Origin of the sequence: Rhodococcus sp. OK302, assembly GCF_002245895.1 — a bacterium.
In the GTDB taxonomy this organism is placed as follows: domain Bacteria; phylum Actinomycetota; class Actinomycetes; order Mycobacteriales; family Mycobacteriaceae; genus Rhodococcus_F.
Genome location: NZ_NPJZ01000001.1, coordinates 3741638 through 3757754, shown reverse-complemented (window position 1 = coordinate 3757754; position 16117 = coordinate 3741638). Strand labels below are relative to the sequence as shown.

Genomic DNA, 16117 nt, shown 5'->3' with positions numbered 1-16117 from the left:
GTCTCAAATCTGTGCGATGTCGAGTTGGGCGATCTCTTTGCGAAGCAGTTCCCACACGCCGTGCGTTATCTCGCGAAAGCGGGAGTCGTACCGGATCTCGGCAGCGTCCCGAGGACGTGGAAGGTCGACCTCGATGTCCGCGATTACCTGACCTGGGCGATGCGACAGCATGACTACTCGATCAGCCATCGCGACTGCTTCCTCGATGTCATGTGTAACCATCACCACGGTGCGTTGTGACTTCTGCCAGATTTCTATGAACGCGTTCTCCAGGAGCAGCTTGGTTTGCTGGTCAAGTGCCGAGAAGGGCTCGTCGAGCAGAAGCAATTCCGGTTCTGTCGCAAGTGTTCGAGCGATCGCCACCCGTTGGCGCATACCTTGCGAGAGTTGAGACCGGTAGCTGCTTTCGAATCCGCTCAAGCCGACCATCTCCAAGAAATGCCGAGCTTTTTCCAACCGCTCGGCTTTACGAACCCCTCGGACTTCGAGCCCGTAGGCGACGTTGGCCTCCGCAGTTCGCCACGGGAGCAGCGAGTCACGCGCCGAGATATATCCGACGTCGCGTCGGGGCTTCGCGACACTGGTGCCGCGGACCTCGATAACCCCTTCCTGCAATGGGGTCAAGCCGGCCACAAGGTTCAACAAAGTTGTCTTTCCGCAGCCGCTGGGACCAACGATCGCAATGAACTGGCGCTCGGCGATATCGAGAGAGACGTGGTCGATGGCCAGGGTTGGCTCGGCACCTCGTCGTTGGAAATGGTGGGTTACGCCTTGCACAGAGATCGCCGGGACGCCCGGGGCAATACGCTCATCATTGGTTGTCCCACGTGTTGAGGTGTGCAACTTCGTTCGTTTGTGATCATCGGCGGCATCGACAGGTGCCGACACCAATTCTTGATAACTGGTCACGTCTGTTCTCCGATCCGGTCTAGGTGAGGTTCTTCGGCGCATCAATCGTCGGAAGGCCAGCGCTCGAGAGCGCTGTTACGAGAACGTCGCGGTCTTCCACTCGATGTCGCGGCAGGTGGTCGGACCTTTGCCTTCGGCAATCTGATTTGTCTTGGTCAGCCACTTGGTAATTGTTTCGATGCTGCTGCACGTCGCGGTTGTCCCGAAACTGTTCGTGCTGGATGCGAGCACACCATCGATTGTCTGGTCGCTGATATTGGGCGCGTTCTTCTTGAAGACAGCCCGCGCCTCCGCCACGTTCGCCGGGTCCTTGATCCACGCGATTGCGTCACCAACAGCGTCAGCAAACTGTTGATACTTCTCGGGAGACTGCTGCAATTGCGGCTCCAATGCCCAGGCTCCATTACCGAACCAGTCAGCGAACGGCCCGTCGTGCTTGAGATCCACGAGTGGCGATCCAACGTTGATCACCTCGGTTGCGTACGTTGCGGCGGTGTCCTCGGCGAACATGATGTCGATCTGACCCTGCTGCATTGAGCTGCCCAATGCTTCTCCCCCACCCGCAGGCACCCACGAAGCGTCAGTTTCCTCGAGGCCGGCCTCTTCAAGAATGGTGATGCCCGCGATGTGGCTCTCAGTCCCTAATGAACCGACACCGATCCGCTTACCTTTCGCACAAAGAATAGGCTTCGGATAAGGGTCGTTTACGTAAGGACACGAATCGATAACCTGCTTCGACGCGATCATGTGATAGATCGATGAAGGAATTGTCGGGGTTATCAGATTTATCGGCTGTCCAGTCGCGCGAGCAGAAAGAGCGATTGTGGCACCGTTGAGCATAACATCGATGCTGTTGGAATTGAGCGCCGAAATAAGTGTCGGACCCGAAAGGATCGTCTTTACATCGACGTCTAGTCCGTGCTGCTCGAATATCCCCTGTTCCTGGGCTACCCAAACCGGCATGCTTACGTATAGCGGAAATACACCCACAGTGAACTTGTTCGAAGAATCATTTCCCGGAATCCCGCATGCTGACAGGCCAGTCACGAGTATCCCGCACACACCGAATGCAAAAGCTCGCAACAATCGACGACTGAACGTAGACGGTTGACGAGAAAGGCTATTTGCCACTACTGCTCCATTCTTTGAGGATAATATCCCCGTTACCCGAAGCCAACCTCGGGAGTTGTTCACGGTCCACCCGCTGGACGAGACGGTTGATCGACAGGGCAAGTTCCAAGCGCAACAGAATTTTTGGTTCGCTCAAACTGGACAGCCCCAGAATTCGGCTGATGCTCTTCAACCGATAGTTGACCGAGTTGTGATGGAGGTGAAGACGTTTGGCAGTCTCCCCGGTACTGCAGTCGGAATCCATATACATGCACAGCGTCTCGACCAGATCGGTTCCGCGACGCTCGTCGTAGTCACGCAGAGGCCCCAACATCTGGTCCGCGAACTGAACCAAATCCCGTGGCTGCTTCACATCGAGCAGAAGACGGAAGAATCCGAACTGCTCGACGGTCACGGTGCGCGCTGGTTCCGCAGATTCGCCCACCAGATCGAGCAACGCCACTGCGTGTCGGTAGGAGTCACGGTGACCCTCGACCGTGTCGCTGGCGTCCGCAACCGCGACACTCACGGTGCCGCCACCCGTATGGGCACTGACCTCGCGGCGCAGTACCTCGCCAAAGTCTCCGGCCGCCTGGACCGGACCGTCTTCGAGGAGCACGACGAGCTGTCGGTCGAATTCGGCGACCAGATGTGCCCCCGGCGAACGCCGGACCAATTCCTCTACGACAGCGAGTAACGAGCGTCTGATCGGGGAGGGATCATGAGACGACGATGCTCCCGGTGACGGATTGGCGATGCGACCGACAACCAAGCGGTTTCTGGCAGTCATTTCGATCCCCCACTTGTTGCGGGCGTGCGCTGCCAGCGCAAGATTCCCTTCGCGCGGACCCGCGAGCAGTTCCTCGACCAGATCGACACGTAGTCGCGCTTCGGCATCGAGCGCCACCCAACTGCGCATGAGCATCATTGCGACGAGCGCGGGAGCGGCATGGAGCATGCCGGCCACTTCCGGACGCACCGTGACATCGGTTTCGGCGCAACGGATTGACAATGTCGCCACCACCTCGTTGTCGAGCACGACGCTCCGCCGCATGTGCTGGTCGCCGGCGCCCTTCAGCTCCCCCGCCAATGTCCGTCCGAACACGTCGGATACGTGAAAACTGGCACCAGTCATCTCAGTGAGGCGGGCAAATAACCGCTCGAGTCCTGCTTCTTTGATCACCAGGCCGTGTAGTTCGTCAAGGTTGACCTGAGTCGCCCTCAGGGAGTGGCACTTGGACTGTAAGGCGTCGATCTGTCGTCGGTGAGCCGCAGCTTCGGCATACAGCTCGCCGCTGGCTACATGAGTGTCGAGCAACAGACTGACCAAACTTGCAAAGTTCTCGAGAAGGAGGACTGTCGCGTCATCAAAGCAGTCCGCGTCAGTGCAATAGACGTTGACGATGTATCGAACATTGTGCGCGATCAGCAGCGGGAGAGAAACCATCGATCCAATGCCTTCACGCAAAGCTGTGCGCCCCAGGACAATAGGAAGATGCGCTTCCAACCCGGTAGCCACGACAGGACGTCGCGAACGGAAGGCGCGACTGGTAGGCCCTTCGCCGCGATCACCTGCGGTAGTCAACAACGGGTGTTTCATGATCGTATCGACGTAAGAGTCCGATATCCCATGAGCGGTCACAACCTCCAACGACTTCGTCATACTGTTGGGCTGCATCACGATCGCCATCATGTGTCCAGTCGTCTGCGCGATCTTCGCAGCAGCCAGCTGCAGTATCTCGTCGATTGCTGCACCATTGTTCACGGCCGCCGCAAGTTCCGTCATTGCTCGGACTGCCGAACCGACAGCAACGATCCCCGAGCATTGAGCTCGCCGGCCTGTCACCGCGGTCTCGGCGACAACAGTCATCAAAACTTGCCCCTCTGAAAGGTGGAGCAAGATGAGGAAGTATCAGCAATAGAACCGGAAAAACCATGCGACGCAGCGACATGCATGTGTGTACTCAATTCGTTCAGGCCGACTTTCGATCGCTCGTTGACGGCTGAAACCGGGTCACTGACGGACATGGACACCTCCTACATCTTCATCATGTTCAGCAGCCGTGAGGTGGACTGCAATTCCTGCTCAACGTTAGGCACGTCACGTTATCCGCCGTGGACGGAGCTGAAGTGTCCCAATATTGGGACATCGCGCACAAGTTGACCGCAAAGGTTCTCGACGCCGCGCGACCGCGAACGTCCGAGCACCATGCCCGGCGGCCCAGATGACACGTGGGACTCCCGTTTCCTTCACCTGTCCAGCAGTCGAAATCCGGGCATAGACGCTGGTCGTCGCCATTTGAGAATGTTCAGAAGCCCGAAACGGCGCGATTTTAGCGCGCACACAAAACCATTGCCGCAGAGGACCTTCCGCCGTCGAACGAATCAAGATCACCGTTCGGTATGGTCTGCCGACCGGCGCGCAAAGCCGGCGGCCCGTAGCGATCGCGGTATTCGTATTTCGAGATTCGTGCGTGACAGGTCCCCGGCAATCCACCCCACCAACCAACCTCGAATCGGGTCCACATAAGAACGCCCCGGACACAGTCGCCCTGACAAATCTGTGTCAATTTCGGGACAGTCGGAACGCTGCAAGCATGGATAGCATTGCGGCAAAACAGATCCCGCACCAACGGAAGGCGCGATCCATCGCGCAGAATTCAAGGAGAACGAACATGGCCGTGATGGATCCCGACTCGTTTCAGCAGGTCAAGCTAGCAATTGCCGATATTGCGGCCGGAAAACCGGTAGTGGTGGTCGATGACGAAGATCGAGAGAACGAAGGCGATCTGATCTTCGCCGCGGACAAGGCGACCCCGGAACTTCTCGCATTCATGGTTCGCCACACCTCGGGCTTCGTGTGCGTATCGCTTCAAGAAGAAGACTGCCAACGCTTGAACCTGCCGCCGATGTGTCAGGTAAACGAAGATGCACGAGGAACCGCCTACGCGGTGACGGTTGATGCAGTTGGCGTCGGCACCGGCATCTCCGCAACCGACCGCGCCAGAACCATTCGTCTTTTGGCTGATCCTGCCGCAGGCGCATCCGACTTCACACGGCCGGGTCACGTCGTACCGCTACGGGCCAGAGCCGGTGGAGTGCTCACCCGCGCCGGCCACACTGAAGCTTCGGTTGACCTCGCAATTCTCGCCGGCCTCGCACCAGTCGGAGTCTTGTGCGAAATCGTCTCTCGCCTCGACGAGACCAGCATGGCCCGCCGTGACGAACTGGAATATTTCGCCCGTGCGCACGACCTGACACTGATTTCCGTAGCCGATCTGATCGAATATCGTCAGTTTTCCGAGCGCCAAATCGACCGAAGGGTCGAAGCGCGAATGCCCTTCGCTTGCGGCACATTCCGTGCACTCGGCTACAGCAGTCAACTCGACGACCGGGAGCATGTCGCACTGATAGACGGCGATATCGGTGATGGCGAGGACGTCTTGGTCCACGTGCATTTCGAGTGCCTGACTTGCGACGTGTTCGGCTCGCTTCGCTGCGATTGCGGTTCTCAGTTGCAGACCTCACTGGAAGTCGTCGCAGCCGAAGGTCGCGGCGTAGTGCTGTACGTGCGTGGGCACAGAGGCCGAGGGGCGGCACTGCTCAACAAGCTTCAGGCCCTCAACCTGGAGGATCACGGCGCATACGCCTTCGATGGTGGCGCCACGCCGACGCGTCCGGTCAACGTTCCCGACTATGTTGTTGCGGCTCAAATTCTGCGTGAGATCGGAGTGGTGTCGTTGCGCCTCCTGACCGACAATCCCGGCGAGTGGGCAGAGTTCGAACGGCACGGATTGAGGGTCACCGGACTCGCACCGTCAGCCGAGCCTCCCCATCCGCAAAACGTGCTGCGCGTAGATACTGCAAGGAACCGAATGAATCAACGACAGTCCCGAAGCATCGACTTGAACAGTCACTCGCGCCTGGCCTAGAACGGGCAGGACATCCTCGACGCATACCGGATCACCGGCTTCGCCGGACCGACGATCCGCTCGCAATATGTTGGACACCAAGGAAATTGACGACGCAGAATGCAGGCATCACAACCACGCAATGACCGCGCTCGCCGGCAGTCGTCGAAAGTCAGTCGTCGACTACGAACGTACAGCGTCGACCCGAATCTCATACTCTACCCGTATCAACTTGCAGCGCTGCGGGTTTGACCGTGCCGCACACCGACGCTTGAGGCGCCGGAACAATTCTTATCTGATTCACCCCAGCGGCGGTTTCGCCGCGGGAACACTACGGCGGACACAGCGATGCCGCGGCCTGCTCGGTGTAGGACTGCTCGGTATAGGACTGCTCTTGTCGCGGCACTGGCGCATCGGCGCATGTCGACAGCCGGATCTCCGGATTCTGACCGAGTTCCCGAACAGCTTTCCTAACCCCAACAATGCGTGTTTGGCCAGGTTCACGCCCGCCACATGATCACGATTGCCGCCGAGCTTGCACTGCGCACCCCGGCGGTAACCGCCGGGGCGGGAGAGCTTTTCATTGCAGCCTGGGCACAACGCCGAGAACCGTGATCTTCGCGGCCACCTGCGTCACATGGGGTGGCTTTGCGATGCAGGCATTGACCCTTCGATTTGCAGCCGGGCCAGTTTGATCCGGAGGTTCCGGTCGTCGTAGGTCCGGCCTCGGCAGTCGGAAAACCAACCCGTCCGGGCTTTCCGTGGCGATGGCGGCGGCACCGAGCATGGACGGCGACCAATCCACTCCCACCGCAGCAACTCCCGACGTCAGGTCAGGGAGTATTGGATCTAGGTCAACAGTTGAGAGCCTCCGGCGGCATTTCGTGGACGAGAACCTCGTTGTCGACGCCGGCGGCGATCGTCAGGTAAAACGTGGATTCTCCGTCTATCTGAACGTAGGAGTTCATAAGGCATACCGGCGGAAACCTGGCCCTGTAGGGCTGGGAGGAAGCCGCTCTGGATTGCGCAGTAAACCTGGCGTGCGGGTGTGGCTGGTCCGGGCTGGTGCCCTGTTCACGAGACGCGGATACAACTGCGGCTGTGGTGGATTCGGATACTTGTCGTACCCCAATGCAATGATCTGTCGTATCGGGTTGTGGGGTCCGGTGCAAACATTTGGGGCGGTGGTGGTGAAAGTGAAGCGGATCGTGATGATCAAACTCGCCGTCACCGACGAGCAAGCTGCCGCGTTGAAGCAGACGCTGCTCACCTGCAACCGAGCTGCCGACTTCGTGTCCGATGTCGCCCAAAACTCTTCTGATCGTCGGGCGTTCACGTTGCACCATTCGGTGTACACGCAGGTCAAGTTGCTCGGGTTGTCGGCGCAGCCTGCGGTCCGCGTGATCAAGAAAGTTGCCGACGCGTACACCACCCGTGCGGCGAATCTTAAGGCCGGAAACTACGGCCGACGCGGAACTAAACGGTATGCGGGAGTCGCAGATTCAGCTGTTCGTTTCCGATCACTGGCGGCGCAACCATTCGACGATCGGTGCTTGTCGTGGCAACTCGACTCGTCGACAGTGTCGATCTGGACGGTCTCGGGCCGAATGAAGGGTGTGCCGTTCGTGTGCGCACCCTGGCAGCGGAAACTTCTCGCCGACCGCAAAGGCGAATCCGATCTAGTCTTTCGCGACGTAGCTGGGCATACGCCCAGTTGCGCAACTTCGTCGAGTACAAGGCGGAAATGGCGGGAGTACCGGTGGCGGTGATCAACCCGCGCAACACGTCCCGCACCTGCTCGCAGTGCGGGTTTTGTGATGCGAAGAATCGCCGCAGTCAAGCTAGGTTCGTGTGTCGAGAGTGTGGGTGGACCGCGCACGCGGACCACAATGCTGCCCGCAATGTTGCTGCGCTCGGGCATGAAAAGTATTGGGCCGCCTCAGTCAACCGGCCTATAGCAGCCACCGCTCTAGCATCCAGCTAGATCGTTGAGCAGCAAACCTGGTCCTTTAGGGCCGGGTAGTTGATGGTCATCCCGGGTTGGCAAAAGTCCGTCAGCGCAAACGGAAGACGCAGTGATGGCGGTTCCGGCGTTGGCTCTGGGATCGGTTGCTCGGAGAAATCGACGTCCCACACCATAGCGCCGTCGTCAGCGACTTCTGGCGGCCTCCCGATCCAACCGGATCCGTGGTGGACGCACGGCCCCAGCAGTTGACGGTGCACCTCGCGAAGGTACTTACTTCACATGGACCCTGGCATATCTGACATCGGATTCGAGCGCATCCACCAGATCTTCTTTTGTGGCGAAAGTTGTCTGCGCGCGAATCCACAGGTCAAGGTGGACACGAATTTCCTCGCCGTAGAGGTCTTCAGCGAAGTCGATAAGGTGCGCCTCGAGGAGCCTGGGACCATCTCCTCCGTAGAAGGTTCTCCGCCGGCCGATTGATATTGCAGCAGGGATTGAACGCCCGTCGCGCAGTACGCATCGACCCGCCCAGACTCCGTCGGCCAGAACCTCGTCGCAAGGAATGCCGGCAGACCATTCGTCGAGTTCGAGGTTGGCCGTGGGGAAACCCAGGGTTCGGCCGCGCTGGTCACCATGGACAACGCGTCCGCAGACGTCCGGAAAATTAACGCGACCCGTCTCACCGACCAGTGGTTGCACCGCGGCGAGCGTTGGCTCTGGGATCGGGAGATTCGACTCGCGGCGCTCGGAAATCGTCACTGGTGCGCTGTCATCACTCATATTATTTTCCCCTTTTCGAGAAGAAGTTGGCCACTTGATTAGTTCGATCCCGCCGCAACTTTCGAGTTGAGTTCACGCTTGAGGATCTTGCCGGTTGCAGTCATCGGAAGCGTGGTTACGAATTCGATCGAGCGTGGATACTTGTAACTCGCAATCTGTACCTTGCACCAGTCGATCAGCACTGTTTCGGTGATCTGTGAGCCACGATGAAGAATGACGAACGCTTTGATCTCTTCCCCGTTTCGATCATCCGGCACCCCGACAACTGCGGCGAGCGAGACGTCCGGATGGGTCATCAGCACTTCCTCGATTTCGCGAGGGTAGACGTTGAATCCACCGCGAACAATAACATCCTTGGCCCGGTCGACAATGTAGTAGAAGCCGTCCGCGTCGCACCGGGCAATATCGCCCGTTCGGAACCAACCGTCACGCATCACTTCGGCGGTCGCCTCGGGTCGATTCAAGTATCCCTTCATGACGTTGTGTCCACGCAAGGCAAGTTCGCCGACGCCGTCCTGCCCGACGACATTCCCGTCCATGTCGACGAGCTTTGCCTCGATGCCCCACACAGGCACCCCGATCGAGCCGGGTCGGGGGTCCCGTTCGGGATCGCTGAACAATGCCAACGGCGACGTTTCCGACAACCCGTAGCCTTCAAGGATCTGCACCCCGAAGCGTCGTTCGAATTGGGTGAGGATCTCCACCGGTAGCGCTGCGCCTCCGGATATCGCGCACCGAAGCTTACGAGCGATGCGATCGACATCAACGGTGTCGTCAAGGGCGCCCAACAGAGCCCAGTACATCGTCGGTACACCGGCGAAGAATGTGATCTGCTCCTTGATCATGAGGTCAAGTGCTACTTCGGCGTCGAAGCGAGGCATCAGCACGAGTGTCGCACCGACTGATAGGCCGGCATTCATCGTCACCGTTTGGCCGAAGGAATGGAACAGCGGAAGAGTGAGCAGATAAGTGTCCGTCCGCACCGGGTTGCTGTCGAAAAGTCGGCTAGCCGTCAGTGCGTTGAGCACCATGTTCGCATGAGTAAGTTCAGCGCCCTTGGGTCGTCCTGTGGTACCGCTCGTGTAGAGAATTACTGCGGTGTCGGTGGATTCGCGAACGACTGTATTGAACGTGTTCGGCTTGCCATCGAGAGCGAACGACAAAGTATCGGTGCCATGGTCAGTCGCCTTCACGGTCGGGTCCGCTGCGATGACCACCATCTCGCGACATCCGCTGGCACCGTCAAATCCAGCTTGTCCGTATTCACCCATGGGAAGCTCGTCTGTTCCTTCGAAGCAGAAGAAGAGAGTCGCACCTGAATCTTCGAGGTGGTAAGTAATTTCGCCAGGCTTGAGCAGGATGTTCAGCGGGACGACTACTGCGCCGGCCTTCAGAATGCCGTAGTAGATGGCAGGAAACTGCGGGAGGTTGGGGCACGAGAGTGCAACTCTGTCGCCCGATTTGATACCTCTGTCGACCAGCAGGTTGGCGATCTGGTCGGCCTGTTCGTTGAGTTCGGCATAGGTCAGCCTTTCAGTACCGCAGACCAGCGCTACCCGATCCGGGTAGCGGCGGGCGGAGTCCTCTAGGAACACAACAAGATTGAGCATGTGAATCTTTGTCCTTTCGGCGCGACCGGCACGGGTGACTCAAGACAGGGTCGCAGCTGTAGCGGCACGGATCCGCTCGTCGATATTGTCGGGCGCGCGGACGCACGAATCGAGCCCGTTTTCGGTCACATCGATGGCGGCAAGATTAGTGATGATGCGATATTCGACGGCTTTGCCGACGAGTTGCAATGTGCATCTGGTGACGATCGTCGACACCCCAGCCTGAAAGCTGCAAGAATAGATCCAAAAATACTGCGTTACAGTAGCTTTGGAAGACGACTACATCGACTGGCGACCAGTAGCCTGCGGATCGGCATCACGGGCCGAGAAGGATCCATAGCCGCCTCGAAAGAATAACAACGGAGATGCCGCCGCGGCATTCACGTCGAGGTCGTGCACCCTACCCACCACAATGTCATGGTCTCCAGCGTCATGGATGTCATGGACCGTGCAATCGATGTAGGCGACTGCCCCTGAAAGAACCGGCATTCCGGTCGCGGACGGACGCCACGCGATCCCGTCGAACTTCCTTTCCTTGCTCGTTGCCACTGCTCGACAGACGTCCTCCTGGTCTGCACCTAATACGTTGATGCAGAAGAGATCCCCTGATTCGCGTAACGCTTTCCACGAACTCGACTTCTTGTCCGGCACGTAGGCCACGAGCGGCGGCTCCAACGACACTGAGGTAAAGGATCCCACTGCCATACCGAGTGGTGCGCCGTCGGCGGCAATGGCCGTCACGACTACGACGCCGGTGGGATACTGCCCGAGAACCTTGCGGAAATGAGCACCGTCGATTTCGACTGTCATTACTGTCTCCTAGATTCTTCACGGTGATCCCACCGGCGCCACCCGGAAGCTGTTGAAGGCGTACCAGCTACTGCGTCATAACCAAGCGAGCGTTCCGTTCAGCAAATTTGGCCGACGGAGAGTTCATTGCCGATGTCAGGATCGTCGAGCACCCACACGAGACCCAGGAGCGCAGTTGTGTAACTGTACTGTTGGAACCCGATAACCTCACCGCGTGCTGCCGTAGTGAAAACGAATCGCCGCTCGTCTCCGAGTGGAGCCATTGCCTTGCCGGCGACGACGTTACGGAAGTGAACCTCGATGTAGGGCTTGTTGCTGTCGGCCAACGCCCACTTCGTCGGCTCGCCGGTGAAGGTCAACCCGGCAGGGTTGATCAGGAATCCATCCACAGTCGGTGCTGTCTCGTGGATCCACTCGACGATATCGCCTTCATGGTTCGAAACGATGGGCACGATCTCGACATTGATACTTTCGCCGAACGACCTGACGAACTCCTGCAGTTCCTGGATCGATGCGCCGCCGTAGACGCTGCGGTCGCGGTTATGCATGTTGGACATGTTCGGCCCGTCGATGACACCGATTCGGTAGCGCTGATCACCGGTTCGGATCGAAGACCAGCGGCTGGGCTCGTAAGCTGCCGATGCGTTGCTCATTGTGTTTCCTCATCTCTCGCTTGTGTATTCGAGTTCGTTTCGGAGTTCATCGGGTCTGACGCCGAAGATCACAGAATCTCACTCGACGGCTCAGTGTTCCATAGCGGGAATGCGACGTCAGAGTCGCAGATCTCCGCATTGATCACCCCGATGCCGGCAACATCGAGGCATACCCGGTCTCCCGGTACAAGGAATGGATACGCGTCAGTTCCATGCAATCCGGAGAGTTCTAGAAGGCAGCCACTCCCTACCGTGCCGCTACCGATAATGTCCCCGGGAAGGACAGTTGTGTTGCGAGAAGCAGTCGCAATCATCTCGGCGAAACTCCAGTGCAGATCGCTGAGATTCCCTTCGCTACAGAGCCTTCCGTTGACTTCTGCCGTCATTCGAAGGTTGTGCCGGCCCGCACTCATCGAGTCCGCGAGCTCATCCGGTGTGACAAGGAAGCCACTCAAGCTGGTGGCGAAGTCTTTACTCTTGGATGGCCCCATCGTCAACGGGATCTCTTGGCGTTGAAAATCTCGAGCACTCCAATCGCACAGCACAACGTATCCGGCGATGTGATCCTCTGCCTGCTCCGGTGTCAGATCCGACCCTGAACGACTAACGACAGCAGCAACTTCCAGCTCGTAGTCGAGAGCGACGGTGCCCGGTGGTCGCTTCACTGGGTCGTTCGGACCCAGCATGGCAGCCGGATTGGAAAAGTAGAACGCCGGCTCTCGGTACCAAACCTGCGGGACGTCGAGAGACATCGCCTTCGCAGAATTCTGCAGGTGCGTTTCGAAGGACATGAAGTCCCGGAAGGTTGGAGGCCGGGGAATGGGCGGGGCCAATGCAACATCCCTCATCCCCACGACCTCCGCAGGGTTATGCAGCGCGGACCTACCCGCTTCCGACAATGCGTCACGTTCCAGAAGACCGAGAAGAGTGACTCCTGCCTCGAGTCCGTAGATGCAATCGCCGCCCGCATCAAGCACTCCCGTGCGTAAACCGGTGCGCCCGGTCAATCTGTACGTGCACCACTTCATCGTCGCAACCCCAACCTTCCTGGACTTTCTCTCAGTAGTCCGTCAACTCGTCCAGCGCCGGCTTGATCTTGGTCATGAACATCTCCAGCTGCTTGATGACCTCTTCCTTGGGCTGCTGCGCGAAGTGCGACGGAATCACGAGGTACTCAGCGGGAAGCCGCTTCCACTGCTCGACGAACTGATCTCGCACCTGGTCGATCGAACCAGCGACCCACATTCCGCAATTCATCACCGAGTCGACGGGGTCACCGTCGATCTTCATCGGCGTGGTGCCGGTGTAGAGGTCACGGAAGATGTCCAAGTCGTACTTGACGATGTTTTCCCTGGCTTCAGCCTCCGTTTCGGCAACCTGCAACCAGCGGCACAATGCCTGATTCTGGCCGAGAGCATAGGTCAGGCCGGCATCGGCAGCTGCATCGACATAGGCTTGGCCGAACCGCTCAGCCGTGTCGATCTTCGAGAAGTACGACGGAATGAAACCCCTTGGTCCGCAGAAGGTCACGGTCTCGAGGCTTGCATTGCTCGCCACGAATACCGGCGGATGCGGCTTTGTGTACGGGCTCGGCACTACGCTGACGCGCCGGATCCGGTTGTCATCATCCAGCTCGCCGGGAGCCCCGAGCTCTCGAGTAGCCGACATCCCCCATTCGATGCCTTCGGCATACGGGAACGGCACCTGCCACGTGCCGTCCTTGCGCTCCACACTGTCCTGGGTCCACGAGTCGATAACGAGCTGAACGTTCCCTTCGAACAGTCGTCGATTGCTCGAATCGTCCGAGAATTGCGCCTTCTTCTCCTCGTCGGTCATCGCTGCGAGCTGCTCATCGGTCAAGCCTGTCGGCGATTTGGTCGCCTTACTTCCGTAGTGCTGACCAATGATGTTCGTCCACCGTTGCTGGTAGCCACGGGAGAATCCGGCGAATGTCCGGCCCTCTGTCAAATGGTCGATGATGGCGATGTCTTCGGCCACCCGGAACGGATTGTGAGTCGTCATCGTGTAGCCGATCTGACCGACCCGAATCTTGTTGGTAAAGCTCGCCCAATACGCATTGAGGAGACCTGGGTTCGGCCCAACCTCGTAGCCCTCGGAGTGGAAGTGGTGCTCGATGCCGGACACGCCCCACAAACCGAGCTCCTCGGCAGCGAGGACAACTTCCGTCATATCTCGAACTGCCTGCTGGTAAAGGCTGGAGTCACGGCCGAGCGGCGCCTTGGCGATTCGTTCCTCTTGCGTTGCGGGGAGCTGGGGGTAGAGCTGGAGGATGACTTTGACCATGTTGATCAGATTCCCTTCGAATTTTGTCGAATGCGACGTTTGCTTTCGAAGAGAAATCTAGATCCGATGCGGCAGCGACTCTTTGGGTAGCGACATAGAGATTTCGCCCTGTGTCTGGTCGCACTCACAACGAACGTGTCGTGATCTGAACTGACCTGCCCCAACGAGACAAAGCACCCCCGTTGCTGATCGGGCACGTGCCGAGAGAATCAGGACGCGCAGCGAAGCCGCTGGATACCTTCGGGTACCAGCGGCTTCGTCGTTTTCGAGAACACGGTTCGAGTGATCGAGCACATCCCGCGCCGAGCTCTACATCAACGTCTTCATCTTGAGCGCGTTGAACTCGTCTTCGTTGATCGCACCGGAATCGAGCAGTGCCTTGGCATCCGAAATATGGTCGGCCGGAGACTTTCCCGCGACGTTCCGAACGTAATCTTCCTGCGCGTGCATCTGTTGCTTGGCCACGGCCATCGACCGCCGAGCCATACCGTCGCCGCGGGCAACGACGTAGATCATCGCCGACAGGAAGGGAATGACAAAGAGGAAAACGATCCACATTGCCTTGATCCAACCGGAGGTGTCGTGATCTCTGAACAAGTCGGTAATGATCGAGAACAACACGCTCAAATAGGCGACAAAGGCGAAACAGACGAAGATAAACCAGAAAAACTCCCAAAAACCTTCCATGTCAATGCTCCGTACACTCGCTGATCACGGTCGTTTTCAGTATGCGCTGACAACAATGGTCGCGGCTAGGGGTCTGCCTCAGCAAAGGATCGGGTACGGCCGAGATGCGTTATCGCCGTGATCATCACGAGGCACTCTCCGACATCCAGTCAGCAATGTCGCGTCGGGCCGCCTTTTCTACGAGGAGTGGCACAAAATCACGTATTCGCCCGCCGGCCAAGCGCCTGTAAACAATCCGCACGTCTTGTTCGATTTCTGTCGGTGAGACGGCCGGATATCGAGCGATCAGGCGCGAGATTATGCGTTCGACCTGGAGTAACTCGTCGTCGGCGGTCATCAACTAATCGTCTGCCTGAACATCGGTCACGGTCAAGAGTCGAAACAGATTCGAATACAACACGATTAGGTTGCGACGAACTGCGGAGTAGGTTGACCGGCCACTGGGCATGCTGCAACGAGAAGACCTACGCACAACTATCCGGGCACGGGACGCCGAGGAGCGACAGTGGGCAAGAACTCGAAGCACCGCGAACGAGAGAATTCCGAACTCGAGATGTCCCGGCCTGACCCTGTCGTGCCCTCCGAGCCCATGAAGTACAAGGAATATCGCCACGATCTCAAACCGATCCAAGCCGAACTCGTCGCACTGCAGGAATGGGTCAAGGCATCTGGCGCGAAAGTCTGCATCGTGTTCGAGGGCCGCGATACGGCCGGCAAGGGTGGAGTGATCAAAGCGATCACCGAACGAGTGAGCCCTCGGGTATTCCGAGTAGTCGCGCTACCCGCCCCGACTCCGCGCGAGCGAACGCAGATGTACGTGCAGCGGTACATTCCGCATCTACCGGCAGGCGGGGAGATCGTCATCTTCGACCGCAGTTGGTACAACCGCGCCGGAGTCGAACGGGTAATGGGATTTTGCACCGACGAGCAAGCCCGTCAGTTCCTCCAACTTATCCCGACGGTCGAACGCGCGATCGTGGAATCCGGCGTCATCCTGCTGAAATACTGGCTCGAAGTGAGCGAGGAGCAGCAGATGCTGCGTCTGCAAAGCCGGATCGACGACCCCCGGAAAATCTGGAAACTCTCCGATCTCGATCTGAAGTCGTACAGCCGTTGGTACGACTATTCACGGGCGCGTGACGAGATGTTCCGCTTCACCGATACCGGTTGGGCGCCCTGGTTTGTCGCGTTGACTGACGACAAGAAACGCGGACGGCTCAACATCATCAGCCACATATTGAGCCAGATCCCGTACGAACCGTTGGAACGCCCCGATGTCTCTCTGCCGAAGCGGCAGAAACCCCAAGGCTACGAGACGCCGCCGCAACCGCTGCACTGGATTCCGACACCCTACTGACGGTTCCACACCGGGAAAGG

The 16117-nt window shown here is 58.5% G+C and carries 16 protein-coding genes and 1 pseudogene; 4 read left to right on the top strand and 13 right to left on the bottom strand.

Features of this window, described 5'->3' with window-relative positions; all coding sequences use genetic code 11:
- Nucleotides 1-3: 3 nt before the first annotated feature.
- The 3 genes from BDB13_RS17215 to BDB13_RS17205 all read right to left on the bottom strand — a co-directional run bounded on the left by BDB13_RS17215 (nucleotide 4) and on the right by BDB13_RS17205 (nucleotide 3889).
- Nucleotides 4-909, bottom strand: a complete 906-nt coding sequence (locus tag BDB13_RS17215; protein WP_176459602.1) for an ABC transporter ATP-binding protein — start codon at nucleotides 907-909, stop codon at nucleotides 4-6.
- Nucleotides 910-984: 75 nt separating this feature from the next.
- The gene (locus tag BDB13_RS17210) at nucleotides 985-1956 is read right to left on the bottom strand and encodes an ABC transporter substrate-binding protein (RefSeq protein WP_141210646.1); all 972 of its coding nucleotides are present in this window, start codon (nucleotides 1954-1956) and stop codon (nucleotides 985-987) included.
- A 73-nt stretch (nucleotides 1957-2029) separates the two neighbouring features.
- Nucleotides 2030-3889 (bottom strand): helix-turn-helix domain-containing protein, encoded by a 1860-nt coding sequence (locus BDB13_RS17205; RefSeq protein WP_094272704.1) that lies wholly within the window; start codon nucleotides 3887-3889, stop codon nucleotides 2030-2032.
- A 727-nt stretch (nucleotides 3890-4616) separates the two neighbouring features.
- Between BDB13_RS17205 and ribB the strand changes: the two genes are divergently transcribed.
- Complete coding sequence (gene ribB / locus BDB13_RS17200; RefSeq protein WP_441347201.1) at nucleotides 4617-5951, top strand: 3,4-dihydroxy-2-butanone-4-phosphate synthase; 1335 nt, start codon at nucleotides 4617-4619, stop codon at nucleotides 5949-5951.
- A 190-nt stretch (nucleotides 5952-6141) separates the two neighbouring features.
- On the opposite strand, the pseudogene BDB13_RS32965 reads toward ribB, so the two are convergent.
- Nucleotides 6142-6765, bottom strand: a pseudogene (locus BDB13_RS32965) (hypothetical protein); the annotation flags it as partial.
- 49 nt (nucleotides 6766-6814) lie between these two features.
- On the opposite strand from BDB13_RS32965, the gene BDB13_RS33585 reads away from it, so the two are divergent.
- Entirely contained in the window at nucleotides 6815-7699 is an 885-nt protein-coding gene (locus BDB13_RS33585; protein WP_369597451.1) for a hypothetical protein, read from the top strand.
- On the top strand, nucleotides 7675-7914 hold the full coding sequence (locus tag BDB13_RS33580; RefSeq protein WP_369597450.1) for a zinc ribbon domain-containing protein: 240 nt from the start codon (nucleotides 7675-7677) through the stop codon (nucleotides 7912-7914). The genes BDB13_RS33585 and BDB13_RS33580 overlap by 25 nt, the downstream gene beginning before the upstream one ends.
- A gap of 252 nt (nucleotides 7915-8166) precedes the next feature.
- On the opposite strand, the gene BDB13_RS17185 is transcribed toward BDB13_RS33580, so the two are convergent.
- From BDB13_RS17185 to BDB13_RS17150, 9 genes are all read right to left on the bottom strand, one after another.
- Nucleotides 8167-8676, bottom strand: a complete 510-nt coding sequence (locus BDB13_RS17185; protein ID WP_094272702.1) for a riboflavin kinase — start codon at nucleotides 8674-8676, stop codon at nucleotides 8167-8169.
- 38 nt (nucleotides 8677-8714) lie between these two features.
- The gene (locus BDB13_RS17180) at nucleotides 8715-10286 is read right to left on the bottom strand and encodes a long-chain-fatty-acid--CoA ligase (protein ID WP_094272701.1); all 1572 of its coding nucleotides are present in this window, start codon (nucleotides 10284-10286) and stop codon (nucleotides 8715-8717) included.
- A 39-nt stretch (nucleotides 10287-10325) separates the two neighbouring features.
- Entirely contained in the window at nucleotides 10326-10502 is a 177-nt protein-coding gene (locus BDB13_RS32120) for a hypothetical protein (protein WP_176459601.1), read from the bottom strand.
- Between the two features lie 63 nt (nucleotides 10503-10565).
- Nucleotides 10566-11096: a flavin reductase family protein gene (locus tag BDB13_RS17175; protein WP_094272700.1), complete on the bottom strand. Its 531-nt coding sequence runs from the start codon at nucleotides 11094-11096 to the stop codon at nucleotides 10566-10568.
- A 98-nt stretch (nucleotides 11097-11194) separates the two neighbouring features.
- Nucleotides 11195-11749, bottom strand: a complete 555-nt coding sequence (locus BDB13_RS17170; protein WP_094272699.1) for a type II 3-dehydroquinate dehydratase — start codon at nucleotides 11747-11749, stop codon at nucleotides 11195-11197.
- Nucleotides 11750-11817: 68 nt separating this feature from the next.
- On the bottom strand, nucleotides 11818-12756 hold the full coding sequence (locus tag BDB13_RS17165) for a fumarylacetoacetate hydrolase family protein (protein WP_217902132.1): 939 nt from the start codon (nucleotides 12754-12756) through the stop codon (nucleotides 11818-11820).
- 52 nt (nucleotides 12757-12808) lie between these two features.
- Nucleotides 12809-14053: an LLM class flavin-dependent oxidoreductase gene (locus tag BDB13_RS17160; RefSeq protein WP_094272698.1), complete on the bottom strand. Its 1245-nt coding sequence runs from the start codon at nucleotides 14051-14053 to the stop codon at nucleotides 12809-12811.
- 309 nt (nucleotides 14054-14362) lie between these two features.
- Nucleotides 14363-14740, bottom strand: a complete 378-nt coding sequence (locus BDB13_RS17155) for an SHOCT domain-containing protein (protein ID WP_094272697.1) — start codon at nucleotides 14738-14740, stop codon at nucleotides 14363-14365.
- A 124-nt stretch (nucleotides 14741-14864) separates the two neighbouring features.
- On the bottom strand, nucleotides 14865-15077 hold the full coding sequence (locus BDB13_RS17150; protein ID WP_094272696.1) for a three-helix bundle dimerization domain-containing protein: 213 nt from the start codon (nucleotides 15075-15077) through the stop codon (nucleotides 14865-14867).
- 168 nt (nucleotides 15078-15245) lie between these two features.
- Here BDB13_RS17150 and ppk2 point away from each other — a divergent pair, with 168 nt between their 5' ends.
- A complete protein-coding gene (ppk2, locus tag BDB13_RS17145; protein WP_094272695.1) occupies nucleotides 15246-16097 on the top strand; it encodes a polyphosphate kinase 2 in 852 nt (283 codons plus the stop codon).
- The last annotated feature ends 20 nt before the right edge of the window (nucleotides 16098-16117 follow it).

Coding starts and splice junctions, on each gene's coding strand:
- ribB (WP_441347201.1), top strand. CDS start 4,617: ATGGATAGCATTGCGGCAAAACAGATCCCGCACCAACGGAAGGCGCGA.
- BDB13_RS17150 (WP_094272696.1), bottom strand. CDS start 15,077: ATGACCGCCGACGACGAGTTACTCCAGGTCGAACGCATAATCTCGCGC.
- BDB13_RS17160 (WP_094272698.1), bottom strand. CDS start 14,053: ATGGTCAAAGTCATCCTCCAGCTCTACCCCCAGCTCCCCGCAACGCAA.
- BDB13_RS17155 (WP_094272697.1), bottom strand. CDS start 14,740: ATGGAAGGTTTTTGGGAGTTTTTCTGGTTTATCTTCGTCTGTTTCGCC.
- BDB13_RS17185 (WP_094272702.1), bottom strand. CDS start 8,676: ATGAGTGATGACAGCGCACCAGTGACGATTTCCGAGCGCCGCGAGTCG.
- BDB13_RS17205 (WP_094272704.1), bottom strand. CDS start 3,889: ATGACTGTTGTCGCCGAGACCGCGGTGACAGGCCGGCGAGCTCAATGC.
- BDB13_RS17170 (WP_094272699.1), bottom strand. CDS start 11,749: ATGAGCAACGCATCGGCAGCTTACGAGCCCAGCCGCTGGTCTTCGATC.
- BDB13_RS33580 (WP_369597450.1), top strand. CDS start 7,675: ATGGCGGGAGTACCGGTGGCGGTGATCAACCCGCGCAACACGTCCCGC.
- BDB13_RS17175 (WP_094272700.1), bottom strand. CDS start 11,096: ATGACAGTCGAAATCGACGGTGCTCATTTCCGCAAGGTTCTCGGGCAG.
- BDB13_RS17180 (WP_094272701.1), bottom strand. CDS start 10,286: ATGCTCAATCTTGTTGTGTTCCTAGAGGACTCCGCCCGCCGCTACCCG.